Source organism: Brevibacterium moorei, assembly GCF_024580735.1.
GTDB classification, from domain to species: domain Bacteria; phylum Actinomycetota; class Actinomycetes; order Actinomycetales; family Brevibacteriaceae; genus Brevibacterium; species Brevibacterium moorei.
In genome coordinates this window covers 22,138-44,654 of the sequence record NZ_JANIJX010000016.1, presented here as the reverse complement: position 1 = coordinate 44,654, position 22,517 = coordinate 22,138, and the positions used below count along the sequence as shown (strand labels likewise).

At 67.3% G+C, this 22,517-nt stretch carries 20 protein-coding genes and 1 pseudogene; 9 read left to right on the top strand and 12 right to left on the bottom strand.

Annotated features, from left to right (window positions below; all coding sequences use genetic code 11):
* The first annotated feature begins 5 nt into the window (after positions 1-5).
* The 3 genes from NQ034_RS11190 to NQ034_RS11180 are packed head-to-tail and all read left to right on the top strand — an operon-like array spanning position 6 to position 1,461.
* Positions 6-659 carry a TetR/AcrR family transcriptional regulator gene (locus tag NQ034_RS11190; protein ID WP_306428258.1) on the top strand — a complete coding sequence of 218 codons (654 nt, stop codon included), beginning with the start codon at positions 6-8 and terminating at the stop codon, positions 657-659.
* Positions 659-1,141 carry a DMT family transporter gene (locus NQ034_RS11185; protein ID WP_257048921.1) on the top strand — a complete coding sequence of 161 codons (483 nt, stop codon included), beginning with the start codon at positions 659-661 and terminating at the stop codon, positions 1,139-1,141. The genes NQ034_RS11190 and NQ034_RS11185 overlap by 1 nt, the downstream gene beginning before the upstream one ends.
* A complete protein-coding gene (locus NQ034_RS11180; protein ID WP_257048920.1) occupies positions 1,138-1,461 on the top strand; it encodes a DMT family transporter in 324 nt (107 codons plus the stop codon). The genes NQ034_RS11185 and NQ034_RS11180 overlap by 4 nt, the downstream gene beginning before the upstream one ends.
* 9 nt (positions 1,462-1,470) lie before the next feature.
* Here the strand turns inward: NQ034_RS11180 and NQ034_RS11175 are convergent, their stop codons facing one another.
* The 8 genes and pseudogenes from NQ034_RS11175 to NQ034_RS11140 all read right to left on the bottom strand — a co-directional run bounded on the left by NQ034_RS11175 (position 1,471) and on the right by NQ034_RS11140 (position 12,241).
* Entirely contained in the window at positions 1,471-1,890 is a 420-nt protein-coding gene (locus NQ034_RS11175) for a hypothetical protein (protein WP_257048919.1), read from the bottom strand.
* 148 nt (positions 1,891-2,038) lie between these two features.
* Complete coding sequence (locus tag NQ034_RS11170) at positions 2,039-3,388, bottom strand: threonine/serine exporter family protein (RefSeq protein WP_257048918.1); 1,350 nt, start codon at positions 3,386-3,388, stop codon at positions 2,039-2,041.
* Positions 3,389-3,423: 35 nt separating this feature from the next.
* Positions 3,424-5,115: an ATP-binding cassette domain-containing protein gene (locus NQ034_RS11165; protein ID WP_257048917.1), complete on the bottom strand. Its 1,692-nt coding sequence runs from the start codon at positions 5,113-5,115 to the stop codon at positions 3,424-3,426.
* A 220-nt stretch (positions 5,116-5,335) separates the two neighbouring features.
* Positions 5,336-7,285, bottom strand: coding sequence for a primary-amine oxidase (locus NQ034_RS11160; protein ID WP_257048916.1), 1,950 nt, complete (start codon positions 7,283-7,285; stop codon positions 5,336-5,338).
* Positions 7,286-7,352: 67 nt separating this feature from the next.
* A pseudogene (locus NQ034_RS11155) lies at positions 7,353-8,985 on the bottom strand (amidohydrolase).
* Positions 8,986-9,054: 69 nt separating this feature from the next.
* Positions 9,055-10,533 carry a peptide MFS transporter gene (locus NQ034_RS11150; RefSeq protein WP_257048915.1) on the bottom strand — a complete coding sequence of 493 codons (1,479 nt, stop codon included), beginning with the start codon at positions 10,531-10,533 and terminating at the stop codon, positions 9,055-9,057.
* Positions 10,534-10,545: 12 nt separating this feature from the next.
* On the bottom strand, positions 10,546-11,715 hold the full coding sequence (locus NQ034_RS11145; RefSeq protein ID WP_257048913.1) for an aldehyde dehydrogenase family protein: 1,170 nt from the start codon (positions 11,713-11,715) through the stop codon (positions 10,546-10,548).
* A gap of 61 nt (positions 11,716-11,776) precedes the next feature.
* Entirely contained in the window at positions 11,777-12,241 is a 465-nt protein-coding gene (locus NQ034_RS11140; protein WP_257048911.1) for a RidA family protein, read from the bottom strand.
* A 242-nt stretch (positions 12,242-12,483) separates the two neighbouring features.
* Here NQ034_RS11140 and NQ034_RS11135 point away from each other — a divergent pair, with 242 nt between their 5' ends.
* The 4 genes from NQ034_RS11135 to NQ034_RS11120 all read left to right on the top strand — a co-directional run bounded on the left by NQ034_RS11135 (position 12,484) and on the right by NQ034_RS11120 (position 16,388).
* A complete protein-coding gene (locus tag NQ034_RS11135) occupies positions 12,484-13,608 on the top strand; it encodes a flavin-containing monooxygenase (RefSeq protein WP_257048910.1) in 1,125 nt (374 codons plus the stop codon).
* Positions 13,609-13,752: 144 nt separating this feature from the next.
* Positions 13,753-14,688 carry a LysR family transcriptional regulator gene (locus NQ034_RS11130; RefSeq protein WP_257048909.1) on the top strand — a complete coding sequence of 312 codons (936 nt, stop codon included), beginning with the start codon at positions 13,753-13,755 and terminating at the stop codon, positions 14,686-14,688.
* 183 nt (positions 14,689-14,871) lie between these two features.
* Positions 14,872-16,020 (top strand): APC family permease, encoded by a 1,149-nt coding sequence (locus NQ034_RS11125; RefSeq protein WP_257048908.1) that lies wholly within the window; start codon positions 14,872-14,874, stop codon positions 16,018-16,020.
* The gene (locus NQ034_RS11120) at positions 15,987-16,388 is read left to right on the top strand and encodes a hypothetical protein (protein WP_257048906.1); all 402 of its coding nucleotides are present in this window, start codon (positions 15,987-15,989) and stop codon (positions 16,386-16,388) included. The genes NQ034_RS11125 and NQ034_RS11120 overlap by 34 nt, the downstream gene beginning before the upstream one ends.
* On the opposite strand, the gene NQ034_RS11115 is transcribed toward NQ034_RS11120, so the two are convergent.
* On the bottom strand, positions 16,371-17,816 hold the full coding sequence (locus NQ034_RS11115) for an MFS transporter (protein ID WP_257048905.1): 1,446 nt from the start codon (positions 17,814-17,816) through the stop codon (positions 16,371-16,373). The two genes, NQ034_RS11120 and NQ034_RS11115, sit on opposite strands and share 18 nt — an antisense overlap.
* A gap of 65 nt (positions 17,817-17,881) precedes the next feature.
* Positions 17,882-18,784, bottom strand: a complete 903-nt coding sequence (locus NQ034_RS11110; protein WP_257048904.1) for an SDR family oxidoreductase — start codon at positions 18,782-18,784, stop codon at positions 17,882-17,884.
* A gap of 249 nt (positions 18,785-19,033) precedes the next feature.
* On the opposite strand from NQ034_RS11110, the gene NQ034_RS11105 reads away from it, so the two are divergent.
* Complete coding sequence (locus NQ034_RS11105; RefSeq protein ID WP_257048903.1) at positions 19,034-19,303, top strand: GlsB/YeaQ/YmgE family stress response membrane protein; 270 nt, start codon at positions 19,034-19,036, stop codon at positions 19,301-19,303.
* A 19-nt stretch (positions 19,304-19,322) separates the two neighbouring features.
* The gene (locus NQ034_RS11100) at positions 19,323-20,354 is read left to right on the top strand and encodes a hypothetical protein (RefSeq protein WP_257048902.1); all 1,032 of its coding nucleotides are present in this window, start codon (positions 19,323-19,325) and stop codon (positions 20,352-20,354) included.
* On the opposite strand, the gene NQ034_RS11095 is transcribed toward NQ034_RS11100, so the two are convergent.
* Together NQ034_RS11095 and NQ034_RS11090 are read right to left on the bottom strand one after the other, a co-directional pair.
* Entirely contained in the window at positions 20,351-21,547 is a 1,197-nt protein-coding gene (locus NQ034_RS11095) for an NAD(P)/FAD-dependent oxidoreductase (protein ID WP_257048965.1), read from the bottom strand. The genes NQ034_RS11100 and NQ034_RS11095 overlap by 4 nt on opposite strands.
* An 87-nt stretch (positions 21,548-21,634) precedes the next feature.
* Positions 21,635-22,438 (bottom strand): SDR family NAD(P)-dependent oxidoreductase, encoded by an 804-nt coding sequence (locus tag NQ034_RS11090; protein WP_257048901.1) that lies wholly within the window; start codon positions 22,436-22,438, stop codon positions 21,635-21,637.
* Positions 22,439-22,517 lie beyond the last annotated feature (79 nt).

The following is a 22,517-nucleotide window of genomic DNA, read 5'->3' as shown; positions in this document are numbered from 1 at the left end:
GAAGTATGAGTTCCGCGCATCCGACCGACACCCGTCGGCGCATCCTCCAGGCCGCCAAGCAGATCGCCCAGGACAACCGTTCAATTCAGGGCGTGACCATCTCGCTGGAGGCCGTGGCCAAGCGTGCCGGGCTGACCAAACCGGGACTGCTGTACCACTTCCCGACTAAAGAGGCCCTGATCACCGGCCTGGTCGACGCGGCCGCGGCGAACTGGGCGCAGATGATCTCCGCCGCCTGTACGCAAGCCGCGGTGGAGGCCTCGGACGGGACGGGGGATTCGGGCTGCGCCGGAGCACCGGGACACGATCCGGAGCCGGCGGGGGAACCCGCGGAGTTCAGCGTATTCGCCCGATACCGCGGCTATGTGCGGGTCGCGACCTCGGCCCGGGTGTCGCGAGCCGACTACTGGATCTTCTCCGATGCCCTCTACCATCCAGCGCTGTCACATGTCTGGCACGACCGGCTGAATCCCTGGTTCTCCACGGCCGGGGTGTCCGCCCCCGCCCGGGCATGGCTCACCACCGCGCGCTTCTGTGCCGACGGCGCGTGGATGTCCGAGGCCACCGGCATGTTCCCCGCGGCGGAACTCGACTCCGTGCGCTCCCACGCTTTGGAGCTGGTGGATCGTGCACGGGCAGCGGAGGACGAGCACGGCTGATGAAGTCCTGGCTGTTCCTGTGCGCGGCGATCGCCGCCGAAGTCGTCGGCACCCTGGCACTGCGGGCCAGCTCCGAGCACGCCGCCTGGATCGCGGTAGTCATCGTCGCCTATGTCCTGGCGTTCACTCTCATCGCCCGGAGCCTGCGCACCGGCCTCGGGCTCACCGTCGTATACGGAACGTGGGCGGCGGCCGGGGTTGTGCTCGTCGCCCTGCTGAGCACCGTCGTATTCGCAGAGTCCCTCAGCCCACCGGCCATGGTTGGAATCGGGCTGACAGTCGTGGGCGTCGTCCTGGTGGAAACCGGATCCGGCGAATCCGAAACCAAGGACTGGGAGACCGCGCTCGACGACGTGGTCGATGACATGGTCGATCTCAGCACCGATCTCGGTGCCGATTTCAGTGCTGATCATGGTGCCGGGCACGATGCTGATCATGATGCTGCGAGCGGTGATGAGAACCACAGGCGGGAGGGAACATGAGCTGGGTCTGGCTACTCGCCTCGGTCTGCTGCGAGGTCGCGGCGACACTGGGCCTGCGCATCGGCCAGGACAGTGACAAGCGCCGCAGCAAGTGGCGGTTCATACCGATCGGCCTGGGCTACGCCGCGGCCTTCGGCTGCCTCCGGCTGACCCTGGACGCCGGGATGCCCTTGGGCGTGGCCTACGGAATGTGGTCGGCCCTGGGCATCGTCAGCGTCGCACTGCTCTCACGCCTGCTCTGGCGTGATCCCCTGACCCGCCGCATGCTGGCAGGAATCGGCCTGATCATCTGCGGCGTGGCGATGGTGGAGCTGGGCTGACCGCCGACCTCAGCGCGCGGACTTGGACTTGCCCTCGACCAGCAGGGCTCCGGCGATCGCGGCGAGCCAGGCGTTATGGGATACGGAGACGCCATCGCCGGCGGGGCGCACGCCGTCGTCCTTGGTGAAGTCCTCGGTGCGGAAGTACATGGTCAGCATGCCGGCGCTGAAGATCGCCAGGCCGGCACCGGCCACCCGGTTGGGCACGAACGGGGCGAGCAGCGCACCGCCCACGGCGATCTCACCGGCGGCCAACAGCTTGCCGAAGGCCTTGTCATCGAGCTGGTCCAGGAAGGGGAAGCCCTTGGCGGCCATGCCCTTGAGGAAGCCGGCGCTGCCGTCGTCCAGGCTGAGCTTCTCGATTCCGGCGTTGAGGATGGAGGCCCCGGACAGGCCCCGGAGGATTGCCGTGCTCAAACGATGCGTCATGTTTCGACCTTCCGATCGGCGTGCAGGTGGATTCGATCATGCGCCCGCGGACTCCCCCGGGCACCCGTCCACTGTAATCCGGTGCCCGCACACGCATTGCGGAGGGTCGGCGATTGGTGGCGCACGAGGCCGACCACCGCGGCGATCCCTACGCCCGGGCGCCGAAGCGGTGCAGCCAGGCGTCGGTCCCGCGCCGGTGCCTGCGCACCACGTCGACGGGGTAGGCGCCCAGTCCCACCCCGGTGCCGATGCCCACGCAGATCGCGGCGGCCTCGGCGAAGGAGGACATGCCCTGGCCCCCTCCCATCAGTTGCAGGATCCCGAAGAACACCGGGATGCCGGGCATCAACGCGCCGGTGAAGCCCATGAGCGCCAGCACTTGTTGCGGATAGCCGGAGCGGACCGCATAGAATGCGGCCAAAGCCCCCAGCACCACCGCGGCCAGGGAGTTCGCCCACAGGGTGGGCAGCCCCGCCCCGATCAGCAGCGCCTGGTTGACCGCACCCGTCACCAGGCCCAGGCCGGCCGCCGGCAGCACCAGTGGCAGTCGGCCGCCATTGGCGAAGGCGTTGGCCACCGCGCCCAGCGCGCAGAACACCAGCACCAGGTACCAGGGGAAGGACGGCAGCTCGTCCAGGCGCGGATGCTCCATGTGCAGCACCTCCCCCAGCATGAAGGTGAAGGCCCCGGCTATCGTCAGGGAAATCACCGCGACCAGCAGGCTCGCAGTGCGCGTCATGGCGGAGACGAAGTCGGAGGCGATCGCATCGGAGACCGCCCCGATGACCTGCGGCAGCGGCACCAGGATCAGCCAGCTCACCGCGATCGCGGCGGCCGCGCCCACCGGGTCGACGAAGCCCACGAGCACCAGGACCGTGGCCAGCGCCCCCGAGGTGCAGCCCTGCACGGCGGTGGCGAAGAGCTTCGGCATGCGCACCGCACCGGTGGCCGCACCCATCAGAGACGAGGCCAACTGCACCAGTGCGGCGGACACCCAGGCCTGCCAGGAGACCCCCACCTGCATGCTGATGAAGAAGGCCAGCATGGTCAGTCCGCCCATGGACAGCCACCATGGGGTGGCGGACTCACGCAGCCGGTCCACCCTGTCCTTGGCCGCATCCAGGCGCGCTTCGACCGCGAGCTCCGCCGTATCGGCCGAGGTCGCCGCCTGTACCAGCCCCATCGCCACGTCCTGCAGGGCGCGGGCCCTGGTGCAGTCGATCATGTCCAGCCCGCGGGCAGCACCCGACACAGAACTGGTCGACCCGTCGCCGCGCGTCGTATCGATCAGCAGAATCCGCCCGAAGGCGTTGAAACCCAGATTGTCCACGCCCAGCGCCACGGCGGTGCGCCGCACCACCGGCTCGACCTGCGAACTGGTCTGGCCCGATTCCATCAGTCCGTACGCCAGGACGGTGAGGAAGTCCAGACGCCGGCGGATCTGGGAGGCTGTCAGGGCCGGCGGCCGCTCCATCGGGGTCTCCTGCGGTGTCTCCATGAGTCGATGATAGTGCGAGCCCCGGCTCGGTCCGGTCAGTCCGGCAGCTCGGCCCTGCGGTGCAGCCGGCCGACCGCATCGAGCTCGACCACCGCATCGATGCCGATCCGGCGCAGGAACGGATGGTCGTGGCTGATCACCAGCAGCGCGCCGCGATAGGCGTCGAGCGCCTCGGCCAGCTGTTCGACGCTGGCGATGTCCAGATTGTTCGTCGGCTCGTCCAGGATCAGCAGCTGCGCAGGAGGATCGGCCAACAGCAGGCGGGCGATGCACACGCGGAAGCGCTCGCCGCCGGACAGGGTGGACACCGGGCGGTCCACCGTATCCCCGCGCAACAGCAGGCGCGCCAGACGGTTGCGGACCTCGCCGGCGGGCAAGGCGGGGGCCACCGCCCTGACATTGTCCATCGCGCTCGCCTCATCGTCGAGCCCGTCGAGGCGCTGCGGCAGGTAGCCCACCCGCTCGGTCAACAGCCGACCGCCGGGACGGCCGGCCACAGCGCCGGCACCGTGTCCGGTTCCTCCGGCCGAGGCCCCCGCGGGCTCGACCTGCGCCGGATCCGCTGCCGTACCGGCCAGCAGGCGGGCGACCAACGTCGACTTGCCTGTGCCGTTCCCGCCGACCAGGGCCAGACGCTCCGGCCCCTGCAGCACGACCTCGGTGACCCCGTCCGTCAATTCCAGCAGACGGCGCGAGCGCGGCACCGCCGGATCCGGCAGATCCAGACGGATGTGTTCGTCCTCGCGCACTCGGGCGTCGGCGGCATCGACAGCAGCCTGCGCTGACCGCACCTTGTCCTCGTGCACGGCGCGCAGACCCGCCGCGGAATTCTGCGCCTTGCGCGCCAGAGTCCCCGCCACGATCTTCGGCAGGCCGCCCTCGCGCTGGGCCCTCCGACCGGTGCGCTCGCGACGGGCCAGCTTGGTCTGGGATTCGATCTGCTGGCGCTTCTCCACCTTGAGCGCTTGGTCGGCGGTCCGGGCGGCCTGCTCTGCCGCTGCCTGTTCGTTCTCCAGGTGGGCGCGCCAGGCACTGTAGGGTCCGCCGAAGGTCTCCAGCCGACCGTCGTGCAGTTCGGCCGTGACGTCCATGCGTTCGAGCAGTTCGAGGTCATGGCTGACGACCACCAGGGTGCCGGGCCAGTCGTCGATCAGTCCGGACAGGCGGGCGCGGGCGGAGCGGTCCAGATTGTTCGTCGGCTCATCGAGCAGGGTGATGGGGGTGCCGCGCAGCCGCAGGCCCGTCACGGCGGTGAGCATGGCCTCGCCGCCGGAGAGTTCGACGACCCGGCGGTCCAGTTCGATACCGGGCAGGCCGATCCGCTCCAGGGCAGCGGCGGCGCGGGCCTCGATGTCCCAGTCGTCGCCCACCGCATCGAAGTGTTCCTGGGCCACATCCCCGGCTTCGATCGCGCGCAGGGCCGCCACGGTTCCGGCCACGCCCAGCAGATCCGCGATGGTGGTCGTGGCCTCCAGGGTCAGGGTCTGCGGCAGATAACCGACCTCGCCCGTGGTCTCGATATGACCTCTGGTGGGAGTCAGGAGGCCGGCGATCAGGCGCAGCAGTGTGGATTTGCCGGATCCGTTGCGCCCCACCAGGCCGGTGCGGCCGGGGGTGAAGGTGCCGGACAGGCCGGTCAGCGCCGGGGTGCCGTCGGGCCAGTCGAAGCTCAGATCGACCAGGGTGATGGAGGGCTTGGCGGGGGTGTGTGAATGATGGGTTGGCATGAAGATACTCGCGTTTCTCCCGGCGAGCGCGGCGAAATGCGGCCGGTCCGGGTGGAGTCAGGGACGGGGACGTGTGTTCACGCGCGCATCTTCATGTGCCCCACCCTAGCAGCACCCACAGCCACGCCCACAGCAAGTTCGGGCGGTCTATTTCAGATTGGGCCGTACGTACGGCCCAATCTGAAACAAACAGCCCAAACCTGTCCGCGCGCCGGACCGGCTACTCGCCGCAGCCGCAGTGCTCCTCTCCACACCCGCCGCCGTGCATGGGACGGGGCACGTCAAGCGTCGGATTGACGTCGAAGAACCCCGAGGGCTTCATCGTGAACCCGGCCAGGTCCACCGGCATGATCGGCCAGTCCTCTGACCTGGGGAAATGCGTCAGGCCGAAGGTGTGCCACAACACGACGCGCTCGCCTTCGATCGACCGGTCCTGTTCCACCCAGTCCTCGAGGGCCCCGTTGCCAGGGTTCTGGTTGACGTACTGGCCCGACGGGAACCGTTCGGCGTCGGCGTACTGCGTGACCCACAGATGGTGCTTGGCCAAGGATGCGCGCCGCGCGATCGAGGACGATTCGTCGGCCAACAGGCAGGGAGTGCCCTCGGCGAAGAGCTCGTAGGCGACGGGGGCGCCGTGCGCGTTCAACCGCTCCGGATTGACCACGCGCCATACCCGGCCCTCCGTCGGCAGGGCGTCGCGGATGCCCTCCTTCTCCGTGTGCAGCCGGCGAACCATGCGGGTGAAGGCGTTCCCGTAGGGGTTCTCCGGTCCGGCAGACAGGCGTTTGACCTGGGCCTCCTCCACCGCGTTCACGGGGCCGTCGACGTCCAGCACCAGGCGGGCGGAGAACAGGTGCTGGCGGAAGGGCGCGCCGACTCCCTCGTGGAAGTACTGCGTCGAATAGTCGTTGGGGTGCTGGGCGTAAGCGGCCGTGTACACGACGCCGGTGGCCTTGCACTCCAGCTGGATCGTGCCGCCCAGGTACAGGTACCAGTAGAAGCCGTAGTCGTAGTTGCCGACCGTGATGAAGAAGGAGATGACCATCCTGCGCTGGCGGCGCACGTCGGTGGAGCCGGTGTACTCATCGGTGTGCTTCCACAGGATGCCGGAGTCCTCTTCGTGCATGCACACTGCGTTGACGATTCGCGACGGCGCTCCGTCGTCATCGGCCAGCACGGCGTCGGCGTAGACGATCTCCCCCAGGCAGTCGCAGCCCAGTTCCAGCGAATTCGCCGATTTGCCCAGTGAGTACTCACCCGCGTCGAAGTAGTTCTGCCAGAACCTCACGGGGCTGGGGTCGCCGTAGGGCACCACCATCTCGGCGACCGAGGCGCGCTTGACGATGCCACGGCGCCTGCCGTTGTCCTCGAACGAGATGTCGCGCAGCACCAGGCCCTCCACCTGGTTGAAGTCCAGGGCCAGGCGCCATTTCTCCCATTCGAGCACCCCGTCCTCCAGGGAGAAGCTCACTCCTTCCGGCTGGGTGATCACGATCGGCCGTTGGCTGGTGCGCGGCTCCGGCAGCCACGAGTCCAGATGGAAGTCGAACCGTTTGGCGGGGATCGACACGATATCGGTCTCCACCAGCTGAACCACCTCGCCGGAGTTGAGGTCGAGGTAGGCCACCAGGCCCTCCACCGGATGGGCCCAGGCGTTGTCCTGCGGATCGGACTGCACGAAGGAACTGCCGCGCACCAGCCGGCGGCCCTCCTCCCCCGGGATGTCGAAGCATCCGGCGCTGAGCGCACACACGCGGACCCGCTCGTCGTCCTCGACCCCGCGGCGGCGCATGGCCTCCCGCCAGCCCGCGTCCTGTCTGATTAGCTTCTCCGCCAGGTCGAACTCCTCGAGCAGGATGGGCGGCTGGCCTTCCGAGGCCACGTCGACCTGCCGGGCGGACACGACCCTGCGCGTGTCGAGCGAGGCCACGACCTCGGTGACGGCGCCGGTGCCGCGCTCCAACAGGGTTGTGGCGATCAACTGTTCCCGGTCGTCGCCTCCGGTATCCCCCGGGGCGCCCTGCGCCGGGCCGGCGGCGCCGCCCAGTGACGGCTCCACCTCCTCCACCAGGGTGAATCGGGTCGATTCCGTGACGTACCCGGCATCGGCCAGGATCTCCGTATTGGCCCGGATAGCGTCTTCGGTCAATCCAAGTGAATGCTGTGCCATTGTCTTCTCCAGTGAGTCCTTCGTCTTGTGTCGAGTTTCGTATCGGGGCGCCGGCCGCGCCTCCGGTCTACCGCCGGTACACGGGTTCTCCGGCGACGAATGTCGCCTCCACCGCGATGCTGCCCAGTCCCGCGGGCTCCACCGCCAGCGGATCGCCGTCGAGGACCACGAGGTCGGCGGATTTCCCCACGGTGATGCTGCCGGTCAGATGATCGGTGTGGTTGGCGCGGGCCGCGTCGAGGGTGGCGGCCCGCAGTGCCTGCTCCGGGCTGAGGGCCTCGGCGGGTAGGAGCGGTTCGTACTGTGCCAAGTCGTCCTGGCCGTGGGGATCGTACGGGGGCGCGGTCCGGTTGACGGCGGTGTGGATGGCCCATAGCGGATCGGAGCTGGAGACCGGCCAATCGGAGCCGAAGGCCAGCCGGATGCCGTGCTGGGCCATGGTGCCGAAGGCGAAGTGCCACTGTCTTTGTTCGTCGCTCAGCAGCGGCAGTTTGGTCTCCACCAGCACCGAGTCGTTGCGCGCCCACAGCGGCGAGACGTTTGCGATGATGTTGTTCCGCGCCATCCGGGGGCAGGTCGGCGTGGTCCACGATGTCGAGGTGGGCGATCTGGTGCCTGCGGTCCTCGCCTCCGCGCCCCAACCGCACCAACGCGCTCGTGGCCATGTGCACGGCCCTGTCACCCACCGCGTGGATGTGCACGTCGAACCCCTCGGCGTCCGCGGCGGCCACGATGTGTTCCAGCTCGTCCTCGTCGAACATGGTCATGCCGCGTTCCTCGCCGTGGTCGCGATAGGGCGTCAGCATGGCGCCCGTGAGGTTCTCGCACACCCCGTCGACCATGATCTTCACCGCACTCATCGAAAGTCCGCCCAGGCTGTCCGCCGCTGCGGCGCCGCCGGCCTCGGCCACCAATCTCCGGCGTTCCACCATGCCGGCCAGCTGCGAGTCGAAATCCAGCGCCCGGTCCCACCACAGCGCCCCGGTGACCCGCGCGGTCAGCGCTCCCCGGCTCTGCAGATTCGTATATGCGGAGAAGGTGTCCGGGCCGCCCAGCATGGCGCCGACCCCGGCGTCCTGCCAGCCGGCGATGCCCAGCGAATGGTAGTAGTCCTGTGATTCCAGGATGGCGGCCTCGACCTGGGCGGTGTCTGTCCGCGGGAGCAGGTCAAGCACCAGGTCCATGGCGTTCTCCAGCAGCAGACCACTGGGCGCGCCGTCCGGTGTGCGGACGATGCGTCCGCCATCCGGGTCCGGGGTCCGCGCATCCACGCCGGCGTGCGCCAGTGCCTCCGAGTTGACCCAGACGCCGTGCCCGTCGTGGCTGGTCAGGACCGCCGGACGATCCGGCACCACGGAGTCCAGTTCCCACCGGGTGGGGAAGCCGGTGGGGAAGGCGTCGCCGTACCAGCCCGAGCCGACGAGCCACTCGCCCCGGTCCAGTTTGGCCGCATGTGCCGCAATCCTCTCCCGGTAGGCGGCGAGTCCGTGCACCTCGTCCAGGCCGCAGCCCCGGCGGTTCAGACCGCCGGTCACCGGGTGGGCGTGGGCGTCGTGGAAGGCCGGGACGACAGTGGCGCTCAGCGCGTTGAGGACCTCCGTTCCGGGTCCGCGCAGACCCCGGCAGTCCTTGTCTCCAAGCGCCACGATGCGCCCGTCGCGCACCGCGACGGAATCACTGTGCACAGCGTCCGGGTCCATTGTCCGGATGGTGGCGTCGTGGATGATCAGGTCGGCCGCTTGCATCGAATGGGTCCTTTCATCATGGCCTCAGTCGAGGCCCAACTTCGTCAGACGCGGAGCCAGCAGGAGCAGCGCCACGGAGCACAGGAGGGCGGCACCGGCATTCAGCCAGAAGAATCCGACCTCGTTCATCGCGCTGTACAGCTGTCCCATGAAACCGGAGAGGCTCGAACCCAGTGCCAGGGCCAGTCCCCACAACGCCATGGTCTGCGCGGTGTAGGCCTTGGGCGCCAGCTGCGAGGCCGCGGACATGCCGATCGGCGCGAAGCTCACCTCGGTGATGCCCATGATGATCATCCCCACGACGACCGGGAGCAGCGACACCTGCCCACTGCCCAGGCCGAGGACTGCGAACCATGCGAAGGTCACGGTCATCAGCCCCATGCCGATGCCCAGCTTGGTGCCGTCGTGGATCTTCGGGCCGCGCGGACGGGCGCCGATCCGGCCCAGTAACGGTCCCACGATGATCCCGGCGACCACTTCGAATGTGCTGATGTACGGGGCCGGGATCGAGATCGCTCCGAACGCCAGGTTCACACGGGTGTCGGCATAGACCGCGAAGGTCGTGAACAGCTGCAGGATCATGGCCCAGAACACGACGCCGGCGATGAAGACGGGCACGAAGGCCACGAGCGAGCGCCGTTCCGCTGCCGTGGTCTTCGTGGATCTGAAGAGCACGAAGAAGTAGACGAGGACGACCGCGCTGACGATCCCCATCACCCACAGGTCCGCATTGTCGATGGTGACCACGCGGGTGGCCACCAGCACCGTGATCACGACCAGGATGCACGCCGCGACGGCCACGGCCCTGCTGCGGCCGGCGCGGGTCACCGGATTGGGCACACGGCGGGAGGAAGCGGGCAGGTGCTTGCCCCCGGCGACGTAGAGGAGCAATCCGAACAGCATGCCCAGCGCCGCTGCGGAGAAACCCCAGTGGAAACCCATGTGGACTTGGAGGAACCCCGTGACGATCGGCCCGAACAGAGCTCCGATCAACACTCCGGAGTAGTACAGGGAGTAACCGAAATCGCGTTTGCGCGAGTGCCGATCGTACAGTTCCCCGACCATGGCGTTGAGATTGGGGAACAGCGCGCCGGTGCCCAGCACGATGAGCAGCAGACCGGTGAGCAGACCGCCCAGGCCGGGCAGCAGCGCCAGGCTCAGGTGCCCGGCCATGATCACGATCCCGCCGATCAGCACGAGGGTGCGCGCGGGGATCAGCCGGTCGGCCAGCCAGGCGCCCACGGGCTGGAACAGGTAGACGGCGCCGCCGTAGGCCCCGGCAATGCCCAGTGCGACCGAATCCGGCAGGCCCAGGCCGCCCTGCCCGGCTGTGTAGTAGATGTAATAGGCCAGGATGACCTCGAGGCCGTAGAAGCTGAAGCGCTCCCACATCTCGGTGCCCGCCAGGGTGTAGATCCCCTTGGGGGTCCGCTCCTGCAGCCGGCCGGGGTCGGCTGCAGGAGCGTTCGCACTGTCGGCGGCGTTGCTCTTCGCATTCGACATGGCGTCTATCGCCTATCCCCACTGCATCCAGGTCGTCTTGAGGTCGGTGTAGTTCTCCAGGGCGTGGATGGACAGATCCCGACCGAAACCGGACTGTTTGAAGCCGCCGAAGGGCGTCGTGAAACCGAGTGCGTCGACGGTGTTCACCGACACGGTCCCGGCCACCAGCCGCCGCGATACCCGGTGGGCGCGCGCCAGGCTGCCGGTCCACAGCGAGGCCGCGAGGCCATAGGGAGTCTTGTTCGCCCTGGCCACGGCCTCGTCCTCCGTGTCGAAGGGCGCCACGACGACAACGGGGCCGAAGACCTCTTGGTGGTGCAGTTCGTGGTCCGCCGGCACATCGGTGACGATGGTCGGTTCGATGAAGGTCTGGACTCCGTTGATCGTGGGCTGGGCGCCGCCGGCCACGATCGTGCCCGCCTCGCGCGCCGCGGTGATGCTGCGCCACACCTGTGCGGCGTGGCGGGCCGACACCAGCGCGCCGGTCCCGGATTCGGGGTCCAGCGGATCCCCCGGGGCGAACTTCAGGGCTTCGGCCTTGAGGAGTTCGAGGAATTCCCGGTACACCGGCGCCTCGACGAAGATCCGCGAGTTCGCCGAGCAGACCTCGCCCTGGTTGTAGAAGCAGCCGAAGGCGGCCTGGGCCGCGGCGGCCCGCAGTTCGTCGCAGTCGGCGAACACCAGATTGGAGCTCTTGCCGCCGGCTTCCAGGGCGAGTCTTTTCATATTCGAGGCGCCCGCGTACCGCTGGAGCTGTTTGGCGACCTCCGTCGACCCGGTGAAGGCCAGCATGTCGACGTCGGGGTGCATGGCCAGGGAGCTGCCCACCTTCGAGCCGCGGCCCGGCAGGACGTTGACGACGCCGGCGGGGAACCCCGCCTCGACGGTCAGGTCCGCCAGCCGCAGTGCGGAGTGCGAGGATTCGACCGAGGGCTTGACGACGACGGTGTTGCCGGCGGCCAGAGCCGGGGCCAGCTTCCACGTCAGGATCTCCAGCGGATAGTTCCACGGCACGATCACGCCGATCACGCCCAGCGGTTCGCGGGTGACCAGCGCGGTCGAACCGGGCGGGGTCGCCGGGATCATGTCCTCGAGCTTCTCAACCGCCTCCCCGTAGAACCGGAACAGGGCGGCCGCGCCCGGCGCGTCCACCGCCGCCGCCTCCCGCACCGGCTTTCCCATGTCCAGGGAGAGGTGACCGCCATCCCGAATTCGCCGTCGGCCCTGGCGAGGATCGAGAAGGTCATCGACCGCTCCCCTCGGGGACTGCCTGGGACGCGGGGGCTGTCAGCACCGTTGGTTCGAGCACGGCGGTCGCGTCGATCTCCACCAGCCATTCCGGGCGCGCCAGCGCTTGGACGACCAGTCCCGTCGACACCGGGTAGACGCCCTGCAGCCAGCGGCCCATCACCGTGTAGACGGGTTCGCGGTACCGGATGTCGGTGAGGTAGACGACGACCTTCACGATGTGTTCGAGGCGCCCGCCCGCCTCCTGCAGGAGCAGGGCGATGTTCGCCATGGCCTGTTCGGCCTGTGCTTCGACGTCGCCGATGCCCACACTTTCGCGGGTGTCGAGGTTCTGGCCGATCTGCCCGCGCAGGTAGACCGTGTCGCCGGCCACGACCGCTTGGCACAGGTCGTTGTCCAGGTCCTGTTCCGGGTAGGTGTCACGGGTGTTGAATGGGCGAATCCTTTTGTGCGGTGTCATGTCAACCCATCTTTGTGGCACCCGACACATCTGTACAATATCCGATTCCGAGCATGTGGATCTGATATTCCGATCCTCCCTTCCCCATGCCGGATCACTTCCCCATTCACTTGGAAACATGCATGAGGTGAGTCTGTATCTCGATTTCCGATGCATTCGACCGCCAATGACTATTGGCGCGTCCACGCTCCCCTGATGTTGGCTGGTGACCGACAACACTAAGACAGGCGGAAGGGGAGACGATGACCGCAGAGCAGACAGAGGTCCTGGTCGTCGGAGCGGGCCAGACGGGCCTGGCCACGAGTGAGCACCTGAGTGCGCAGGGGATCGAGCACATCGTCGTCGAGCGCGACCGGATCGCGGAGCGCTGGCGGACCGAACGCTGGGATTCGCTCGCGGCCAACGGACCCGCTTGGCACGACCGCTTCCCCACCCTGGAGTTCTCCGACGTCCACCCGGATGGTTTCGCGGGCAAGGACCAGGTCGCCGACTACATGGTCGAATACTCCCGCCTCATCGACGCACCCGTGCGCACTGGGGTCGAGGTCCGCTCCGTCGTCAAACGCGATGGCGCCCGTGGGTTCCACGCGGAGACCTCGGCCGGGCCGATCGGGGCCGACTACATCGTCGCGGCCACCGGCCCCTTCCAGAAACCGGCCATTCCCGAGGTCGTCCCCAAGGACGCGGGCGTGCACCAGCTGCACTCGAGCTCCTACCGCAATCCCGACATGCTCCCCGCCGGCAATGTGCTCGTCGTGGGCGCGGGCTCTTCCGGGGTGCAGATCGCCGCGGAGCTGCAGAGCGCGGGCCGGCAGGTGTACCTGGCCGTCGGACCGCATGACCGGCCGCCGCGGTCCTACCGCGGCCGTGACTTCGTCTGGTGGCTGGGCGTCCTGGGCAAATGGGATGCGCAGACGCCGCCGATCGGCGCCGATCACGTGACCATCGCGGTCAGCGGCGCCCACGGCGGCCACACCGTCGACTTCCGCGAACTGGCCGCCTCCGGGATCCAGCTGGCCGGTCGGGCCGGGCCCTTCTCCGATGGCGTCATGCACTTCGCACCGGACCTGGCCACCAACATCGGCAAGGGCGATGAGAACTACCTGGCACTGCTGGACGAGGCGGATGCCCATATCGCCCGCAACGGCCTCGATCTGCCGGAGGAACCCACCACCAGGGTCTTCCCACCCGATCCCGCATGCCTGGTCGATCCGATCTCCGAACTCGACCTGGCAGCCGCCGGGATCACCACCGTTCTGTGGGCGACCGGTTTCCGCACGGACTACAGCTGGCTGCAGGTCGACGCCTTCGACGACCAGGGCAGGCCACGCCACCAGCGCGGCGTGTCATGTGAACCGGGCGTCTAGTTCGTCGGACTGCCCTGGCTGTCACGGCGCGGATCGAGCTTCATCTGGGGCGGATGGCACGATGCGAAGTACGTAGCCGACCAGATCCAGATCCAGCGCAAGTACGCGGACTACCTGCCCGAATAGCCGCTATATTCAACGACCATGGCCGATCGTTTCAACATCACGCTGAACCAATTGACGTACTTCTCCGCGTGCGCCAAACACCTGAACATGACCGCGGCCAGCCAGGAGCTGCACGTGGCGCAGTCGGCGGTGTCCGCGGCGATCGGCCATGTCGAACGGACCGTCGGCGCCCAGCTGTTCGTCCGCCAGCACGCCAAGGGGCTCATCCTCACACCCGAGGGGGAATCCCTGCTGCGCAGCACCAATGAGGTGTTCGGGCTGCTGTCCTCGTCGATCACCTCGATCCAGGACAGCCAGGGGCAGGTGCGCGGAACCGTGCGGCTGGCGTGCTTCAGCACCGTGGCGCCGTTCCTGCTGCCCCGGCTGCTCCGGCTCCTCGAAACACAGCACCCCGAACTCACGGTCGAGGTCACCGAAGGAGACCACGATGAGAACATCGCGGCACTGCGCAGCGGCCGTGCGGAGATCGCGGTCAACTACCGGTTCGCCGCGATCGACGGGATCGCCGCCGAGTCCCTGGGGCGGATCGAACCACACGTCCTGGTCGGCCAGGAGCACCGACTGGCCGACAGAACGTCGGTCGGCCTGGCCGAATTCGAGGACGACGGACTGATCCTGCTGGACCTGCCCGGCAGCCGGGACTACTTCCTCAACATGTTCGTCCAGGCGGGGGTGACGCCCCGGCTGCGCTATCGCACCCGCAGCTATGAGACCGTCAGGTCGATGGTCGGCGAGGGGCTGGGCTACTCGATACTGAACCAGCGGCCCGCCGACGACATGACGTACTCGGGCTTCCGCACCCGGATCCTGCGGATCACCGACCCGGTGCCCAGCCTGGAGGTCGTCATGATGTCCCTGGCAGGCACGCCCGCATCCGCCAGGGTGCAGGCGGTGGCACAGACCGTGAAATCCATTCTGGGCGACGCCCGGACGAATCGGGCGGAGGGCGCCTGAACCGGAATCGGAGCCTGGCAGGCCCGTCAGCCAATCGAATTTCCAGATCGCGCCGTCCGCATTTCCCTATTGGCTCGTTTTTGTGATGGGCATTACAGTGTGAACGACGCATAGAAAACAACCCCCGCGATTTTCACGAATGCGACCACCCCCATTTTCTCACGCATATTGGAGGACGTCACGATGCAGAAAAACGATTCAACGGTCATGGCCCAACAGGAGACCGGACATCTGAAGAAGACCCTGGGGCGTTTCGACATCATCTTCCTCGTCATGTCCGCAGTGCTCAGCATCGAGGTCCTGGCCGAAACCGCCGGCTTCGGCGCCGAGACCTTCACCTGGACCCTGGCGCTGGCCATACTCTTCCTCGTCCCCTACGCCCTGGTCTTCGCCGAAACCGGTAGCACCTTCCTGAGCGAGGGCGGCGCCTATATCTGGGTCCGCCGCGCCTTCGGCCGGCCCGCCGCGGCCCTGGCATCCATCCTCTCGTGGATCACCCAGCCGGTGTGGGTCGGCGGGTCCATGGCCTTCCTCGCAACGGAGACGTGGGACCATTTCATCTCCCCGCTTCCGGCCGGTTCCATAGGCGATTACATCGTCAAATTGATATTCATCTGGATCACAGTCGTGGCCGCCATCCTATCGCTGGCCAAAGCCAAATGGATTCCCACTCTCGGGGCCATTCTCAAAATCGTGTTCATCGGCGTATTCCTCATCACGACCATCCTCTTCGCAATGGAGAACGGAATCGAACCGATCCACCTCTCCGACTTCTCCCCCACCATGACAGGATTCCTCGGCCTGGTGCCGCTCCTCCTGTTCTCATACCTGGGATTCGAGGCGGTCAATAGCGCATCCGATGAGATGAAGAACCCCAAAAAGGATATTCCGGCTTCGATCGCCCAGTCCGGACTCGTCTCCGCACTGTGCTATCTGCTCCCGATCCTGGCGATCCTGTTGGTCATGCCCTCGCAGGAGATCACCGGCATCGGTGGCCTGATGGACGCCGTGCAGTCCGTGTTCTCCGTCTACGGACCGGCCGCAGGGCCCATGACGACCATCGCGGCGGCGTGCTTCATCGTCATCCTGGCATCCCAGGGGTCGTCCTGGATGATCATCTCGGACCGGATGCACGCGCTGACCGCCGCCGACGGATCGTTCTTCGGCGGATTCTTCGGCAAGTTCCACCGCACCCTTGGCACCCCCGTGCGCGTCAACATCCTGTCTGGCGTCGTGGCCACGGCGTTCCTCATCGCGGCCATGCAGCTGACCGGTACCTCGGCTACCTGTTCTCCGTCGTGCTCTCCATCTCTATCTCGACGTTCCTGCTGAGCTACCTGCTCATCATCCCCGCCGCGATCAAACTGCGCCTGGCCCATCCCCATGAGGAACGGCCGTTCCGGGTCCCCGGGGGCAATGGGGTCTTCGTCGTCCTGGGCTCGATCAGCTTCTTCTGGGTCCTGTTGGGAGCCTGGGTGGCCGTGTTCCCCGGAACTCTGGAGGCGGCCTTCGGAATCTCCTATGATTTCGTCGAGGAATGGGGTGTGGAGCGGGGTCCGTTCGAAGCGCTGACACTGGGCACCCTGGCCTTCCTCGTCCTGCTGGCCCTGGTCGGCTACGTCCGCGGTCGCAGGATTCGCGCACAACGGCCGCTTGACGATCAACAGCAGGCCGCAGAGTCGTCAGTCACGCTGCGATAGTGGAGAGGCCACGTCCTCCAGGGACTTCCTCTCCGCATCGACGCCGAGGAACACCGCCACGGTGCCGGCGGCCATCATGAGGACCGCGCCCACGGCGAAGGCGATCGACGTGTCGAGCGGATTGCCGGTCCCCACCATCTTGGCGAAGAACAGCGGGCCGCTGATCCCGCCGGCAGCGGTGCCGATGGCGTAGAAGAATGCGATCGCCATCGCCCTGACCTCCATCGGGAAGACCTCGGAGACCGTCAGGTAGGCGGAACTCGTGCCCGCCGAGGCGAAGAACAGCGCCACGCACCAGCACAGGGTGAGCGTGACGGCCGTCAGCACACCCGCGTTGAAGAGGAGAGCCGTTGCGAATAGGAGGGCCCCGGACAGCAGGTAGGTTCCCGAGACCATGGGCCGACGGCCCCACAGATCGAACAGCGGCGACAGGAGCAGCGGACCGATGAAGTTGCCCGCGGCCAGGGTCGCGTAGAAGTAACCGGTCCGGCCGGAGGGGACGTTGAAGAACGTCGCCAGGATGGTCGCGTATCCGAAGGTGATCGCGTTGTACAGGAAGGCCTGGCCGATGAACAGCGAGAACCCCAGGATGGAACGTTTCGGATATGCCCTGACCATGGTCCGGGCGATTTCGCCAAAGCCGATCGAGCGGCGCTGGTGGATGGTGATCTCACCGTCCGGCTCCGCCAGGTCCCGCCCCGTTTCCCGCCTGACCCGGTCCTCGATCCGCCCCGCCAGCTCCTCCGCCGCGGCGGCGTGACCGTGGATGAACATCCAGCGTGGGCTCTCCGGCACGTGCCTGCGCACCAGCAGGATGACCAGGCCCAGGACGACGCCGATCCCGAAGGTGACGCGCCAGCCCAGATCGATGGGAAGCAGGCTGGTGTCCAGGGCCACAATGGACAGCAGTGCGCCGCCCACCGCGCCCAGCCAGTAGGTGCCGTTGATGATGATGTCGATGCGGCCCCGATAGCGGGCGGGAATCAGTTCGTCCACGGCCGAGTTGATCGCGGAGTACTCGCCGCCGATTCCCGCGCCGGTGAGGAACCGGAACAGATAGAACATCCACGCCTCTGTCGACAGACCCGTCAGGGCCGTGGCCAGGAGATAGAGGCCCAGGGTGATCATGAAGAGCCGTTTACGACCCCACCGGTCGGTCAGGTAGCCGAAGGCCAAGGCTCCCACACAGGCGCCCAGGACGTAGAGCGCCGCGGCAGTGCCCGACGCCTGGGCATCCGTGATGTCGATGCCGCTGCCGGACTCCGAAAGCCGGGTGGTGATGTTGCCGACGATCGTCACCTCGAGGCCGTCGAGGATCCACACCGTGCCCAGGCCGATGAGGACTCTCCAATGCCAACGCGCCCACGGCAGTCTGTCCAACCGTGCGGGGATGTTCGTCGTGATCGTATCCAGTGGTGCCTGCGCCATGTTCGCTCCTCTTCGTCGACTTCCGGGCCGGGCCCGGTGCCGCGTCCGTGACCGGTCGGGGAGCGTCAGGGAGAGGGCTGGCCCCCGTTGACGTGAATCGTGGAGCCCACGACATAGCTCGACTCGCTGGATGTGAGGAACACGTAGGCGGGTGCCAGTTCGGTCGGCTGGCCGGCCCGACCGATCGGCGTATTGGTGCCGAACTCGGGCAGGGCCTCCTGCGGCTGGCCGTCCGAGACCTGCAGCGGGGTCCAGATGGGTCCCGGCGCCACGGCGTTGACACGTATTCCGTGCGCGATGATCTGCTGGGACAGGCCTTTGGTGAAGTTGTTGATGGCGGCCTTGGTCGCCGCGTAGTCCAGCAAATGCGCCGACGGGTTGTATGCCTGGATGGAGGTCGTGTTCACGATCGTCGACCCGGGTGGCAGGTGGGGGATCGCCGCCTTCGAGACGCGGAAGATCCCGCCGATGTTTGTCGCGAACGTGGTCTCCCACTGTTCGTCGCCCAACTCTTCGATGTCTTCGACGGCGATCTGCCGCCCGGCGTTGTTCACCAGTGAGTCCAGACCGCCCAGGGCCTCCCGCGCGGAGTCCACGATCCGATGGCAGTAGTCCGGATCGGTCAGATCACCGGGGAACTGGAAGACACGGCGTCCGGTGTCCTCGATGATGGACTTCACCTCGTCCGCATCGGGTGCTTCTTCGGGAAGGTAGGACAGGGCCACATTGGCGCCCTCCCGGGCGAAGGCGATGGCCACGGCTGCGCCGATCCCCGAGTCCGCGCCCGTGATGAGGGCCTTCCTCCCCTCCAGACGGCCCGTCCCGCGATACGTGTCGCGGCCCCGATCGGTCTCCGGTGTGAGCTGTTGTTCGAGCCCGGGCTCCGGCTGGCGCTGCCGGGGTGGATGAATCCTGGGGTAGCGATCAACGGGGTTCTGGAAATACAGCTGGTCCTGGATGTCCGACATGATATGACGCCTCCTGACTGATCTGGATGACCGACCGAAAGGTTCCGGCCCGAGCCGTACACCGGTCGGACGGGATGTTTCAGCTCGGGACAATCACAGTACGCACAACACCCGGCAGACACAAGCCACCTTGCTCTTCTTGTTATCGTGGGGCGCCGCTGGTAGACTCCCACATACCGCGTACCGCGGGGCGGGCCGGAATCTCCCTTCCGGAACACCCCTTCCACGTCCGATCGATAGGAGTTGGCCATGGGTTTCATCGCATATCTCGTCCTCGGTCTGATAGCCGGAGCCGTCGCCAGGCTCATTCTGCCCGGCAGGCAGGGCGGCGGCTGGCTCGCAACGCTCGTGCTCGGCGTCATCGGCGCTCTGCTGGGAGGTTGGCTGGGTGGCCTCATCTTCAACGTCGCCATGGATTCGTTCTTCTCCCTGTCCACCTGGCTCTGCGCGATCGGCGGCTCCCTGATCGTGCTGGTCATCTGGGGCGCCATCACGGGCCGCAGGTCCGTCGGCGACTGAACCGCCGCCGGGGGAGACCATGAGGATACTGCTCCTGACCGACCCCGGGGTGCCGGCGCGCAATGGCGAACGGCTGCGGAACCGTTTGGATCGGCGACTACGGTCGATCACCGGCGCACCCACGGAAATCGCGACCCGCGTGCAGCTGGTTCCGCTGACAGTCGATCAACAGCTCAAGATATCCGGGATCACGCGGATCTCCCGGGAGAATTTCGACGCCGACGCCTGCATCGTGCTCACCGAGATGCCGCGGCTCCGCAAGAGGCGCCCGATCGTCGCGGAGGTCTTCCCCGCCGATCGGGTGGCGGTCGTATCCTATTCGGCGCTCGGCCCGTGGGCCACGCGACGCCGCTGCGTCGACACGATAACCGAATGCGTGCGGATCCTGCGCGGCGAGGGCCTTGCGCCCGGGGCGCGGCCCAACCGCAGGATTCGGCGCGAGCAGATCGACGAGGACCGTAGCGTGTACACGATCTTCGCCCCGCGGTTCAGAGGACCGGCCGCGCTGGTGGCCGGGATGATCCGCTCGAATGAGCCGTGGCGCACCGTGCCCCGCCTTTCGAGCGCCCTGGCCGCGGCCGCGGCGACGGGGGCCTTCGGTATCTTCTACAACTCGATCTGGCAGATGTCGGCCATTCTGTCCCCTACTCGCCTGACCATCATCGTCCTGGGCGCAGTCCTGATCCTGGCCGGCTGGTTGATGGTCCAGAACCGGTTATGGGACAGGCCGCGCAGCGAGGCCTTCAGCTCGATCGTCCTCTACTACAACGCCTCGACACTGGCGACTCTCCTACTCGGGATGCTCAGCATCTACCTCATCCTGGCGGTCATCATCCTCGTGTGCGCCCTGCTGGTGATCGACCCCGAACTCATGAGTCGGACCGTCGGGTATCGCGTGGACTTCACGAACTACCTGCGGCTGACCGTATTTGCCTCTGCCATGGGGCTGGTGGCCGGGGCCCTGGGATCGAGCTTCGATTCGGGCACCGACCTCCGGCAGTTCACCCACGGGCGGCGCCAGAGGATGCATGTGGAGGAGGACGAATCCTAGAACCGTCCGGCGGGGATCCTGCCGACCAGCTCCGCCGGCTCCACCGCCCCGGGCTCGGACAGCACCTCCCGCGCCTCGTCGAGGCCGCCGTCCAGACTCACGAGCAGGACGCCGCGGACCTGGCGGGCGTCGTCCAGATAGTAGACGACGCCGCGCTCGCAGGGGTCCGCCCAGTCCTCGACCGTCTGCAGACGGCAATCGAGTGTTCCCAGCGCCCGGTAACCGAACTCGAAGACGTTCGAGTAGAAGTAGGGGGTGTGGGTGTACTCCTCGGTGCTGCCGGCCATGATCCGGCCAGCCGCAGCACCCATCTGTTTGGCGTTGTCGACGTGTTCCACGCGTTGCCGGCCCAGGATCCTGTCGGGGTAGCGGGCCACGTCTCCTGCGGCGTAGACGTTCGGATGTGAAGTCCGCAGGTGTTCGTCGACGACGATCCCATCGTCGACGTAGATGCCGGCCGCCGCCGCCGGCCCGGTCGCGGGGTCGATCCCCAGGCCGACGACCACCGCGTCGAACGTTCGGGTGTGCCCGTCCTGGTCCGCGAGCACAACGGTGTCGCCCTCACTGTGGCCCCCGGTGATGGTGGTGCCGCCGACCAATTCGACGCCGTGCTGTGCGTACATGTCGTGGAAGTGCGTGGCCAAACGGGGTGGGAAGACCTCCTCCTCCAGCGTGCCGCCGTCGAAGAACAGAGTGGTCTCCGTATCGTTCTGGACCAGGGCCGCGGCCAGTTCGGTGCCGATGAAGCCGCCGCCGACGACGGCGATCCGTCGGTGCCCTCCGGCCAGACCGCGCAGACGGCGGTAGTCGGCGAAGGTGCGGAAGTAGATGACCCGCTCCCCCGGCTCCAGGTCGATCGTCCGGGGTTCGCCACCGGTGGCCAGGAGGAGTCTGTCGAATGCGAGGGTCCCGGCACTCGTCGTGACGGTTCCCGCCGCCGGGTCGATCTCGGTCGCCGAGGTCCCCGTATGGACCTCGGCACCCGTGTCGGCCGCGGTGTTCAGAAAGTTGTCCTCCCGGCTGAAACCCGGATCCGTCCACAGTTTCTTGCTCAGGGCCGGGCGCGTATACGGTTCATCGGCGTCGGCGCCGATGATGGCGATCGTTCCGGTGGTGTCGTGCTCGCGGATCCCACGTGCAGCGGCGTCCGCTGCCATGCCCCCGCCCACGATCAGGTAGGTGTAGTGCTGCATTTTCAATGGCCTCCATCCTCGTCGGTTCGCCCACTCGAAGCTCTTGACATGCAATGGCCTTGGCCGGCCGCTGCGGTGGCGCCGCGGTCACACCGTCGCGACCGATCCCGCATCCACCCGGTAGTTGGAGCCGTTGACGAAGCTCACCGCGTCCGAACAGAGGAACGCGATGACCGTGGCGACCTCTTCCGGCCGGCCCCGGCGGCCGAGCTCCATGAACGGCCGTTCCTCGTCGAGGAACGACGCGATCGCCTGATCGAAGGAAACGCCGAGTTCGTCCGTGCGCCGGCGCATCATCTCGTCGGTCATCGGCGTGGCGATGAAGGCCGGGGACACGGTGTTGACCAGCACGCCGTCCGCCGCGTACGACCTCGACAGGCCCTTCGCCAGGGCCAGCAGGCCGGCCTTCGCCGCGCAGTAGGGCAGTTCGTCGGCGTACGGCTGGACCGCGTCTTCGGATGAGACGAAGACCAGGCGGCCCCAGCCGCCCCGGCGCAGCCCCGGCAGGAAGGCGCGCGTTATGCGCACGGGGCCCAGCAGGTCGGTGTCGATCGTCGAATTCCAACCGCTCTGGTCGATTTCGTGGAACTGGCCGCCCGCCCCGTGGATCCCCGCCACATTCACGAGGATGTCGAGGTCTCCGACGGTATCGGCCACCCAGCCCGCCAGTTGGTCGACGTCCGCGTCGACAGTGATGTCGGCGGCTTGCGCATACACCTTTCCCGTGGAGCCGCTGGCCACCGCGTCGAAGCTCCGCTGCAGCTTCTCGGGGTCGCGGTCGGTCATGACGACGGTGGCACCCTCTTCCGACAGCGCCCGCACAGTGGCCAGTCCGATCCCCGAATCGGCCCCGGTGACCAGGGCCACGCGTCCGCGAATGTTGAGATCCATGAGAGCATCCCTCCAGCATCGACGATATGTTCCGTGATTCGTTCACCATGGTCGCACGAAGCCACTGACGCAACAAGTG

Coding starts and splice junctions, on each gene's coding strand:
- NQ034_RS11180 (WP_257048920.1), top strand. CDS start 1,138: ATGAGCTGGGTCTGGCTACTCGCCTCGGTCTGCTGCGAGGTCGCGGCG.
- NQ034_RS11125 (WP_257048908.1), top strand. CDS start 14,872: ATGCAGAAAAACGATTCAACGGTCATGGCCCAACAGGAGACCGGACAT.
- NQ034_RS11140 (WP_257048911.1), bottom strand. CDS start 12,241: ATGACACCGCACAAAAGGATTCGCCCATTCAACACCCGTGACACCTAC.
- NQ034_RS11090 (WP_257048901.1), bottom strand. CDS start 22,438: ATGGATCTCAACATTCGCGGACGCGTGGCCCTGGTCACCGGGGCCGAT.
- NQ034_RS11170 (WP_257048918.1), bottom strand. CDS start 3,388: ATGGAGACACCGCAGGAGACCCCGATGGAGCGGCCGCCGGCCCTGACA.
- NQ034_RS11110 (WP_257048904.1), bottom strand. CDS start 18,784: ATGTCGGACATCCAGGACCAGCTGTATTTCCAGAACCCCGTTGATCGC.
- NQ034_RS11115 (WP_257048905.1), bottom strand. CDS start 17,816: ATGGCGCAGGCACCACTGGATACGATCACGACGAACATCCCCGCACGG.
- NQ034_RS11165 (WP_257048917.1), bottom strand. CDS start 5,115: ATGCCAACCCATCATTCACACACCCCCGCCAAGCCCTCCATCACCCTG.
- NQ034_RS11130 (WP_257048909.1), top strand. CDS start 13,753: ATGGCCGATCGTTTCAACATCACGCTGAACCAATTGACGTACTTCTCC.
- NQ034_RS11150 (WP_257048915.1), bottom strand. CDS start 10,533: ATGTCGAATGCGAAGAGCAACGCCGCCGACAGTGCGAACGCTCCTGCA.
- NQ034_RS11160 (WP_257048916.1), bottom strand. CDS start 7,285: ATGGCACAGCATTCACTTGGATTGACCGAAGACGCTATCCGGGCCAAT.
- NQ034_RS11095 (WP_257048965.1), bottom strand. CDS start 21,547: ATGCAGCACTACACCTACCTGATCGTGGGCGGGGGCATGGCAGCGGAC.
- NQ034_RS11105 (WP_257048903.1), top strand. CDS start 19,034: ATGGGTTTCATCGCATATCTCGTCCTCGGTCTGATAGCCGGAGCCGTC.
- NQ034_RS11135 (WP_257048910.1), top strand. CDS start 12,484: ATGACCGCAGAGCAGACAGAGGTCCTGGTCGTCGGAGCGGGCCAGACG.
- NQ034_RS11185 (WP_257048921.1), top strand. CDS start 659: ATGAAGTCCTGGCTGTTCCTGTGCGCGGCGATCGCCGCCGAAGTCGTC.
- NQ034_RS11190 (WP_306428258.1), top strand. CDS start 6: ATGAGTTCCGCGCATCCGACCGACACCCGTCGGCGCATCCTCCAGGCC.
- NQ034_RS11145 (WP_257048913.1), bottom strand. CDS start 11,715: ATGGGAAAGCCGGTGCGGGAGGCGGCGGCGGTGGACGCGCCGGGCGCG.
- NQ034_RS11175 (WP_257048919.1), bottom strand. CDS start 1,890: ATGACGCATCGTTTGAGCACGGCAATCCTCCGGGGCCTGTCCGGGGCC.
- NQ034_RS11100 (WP_257048902.1), top strand. CDS start 19,323: ATGAGGATACTGCTCCTGACCGACCCCGGGGTGCCGGCGCGCAATGGC.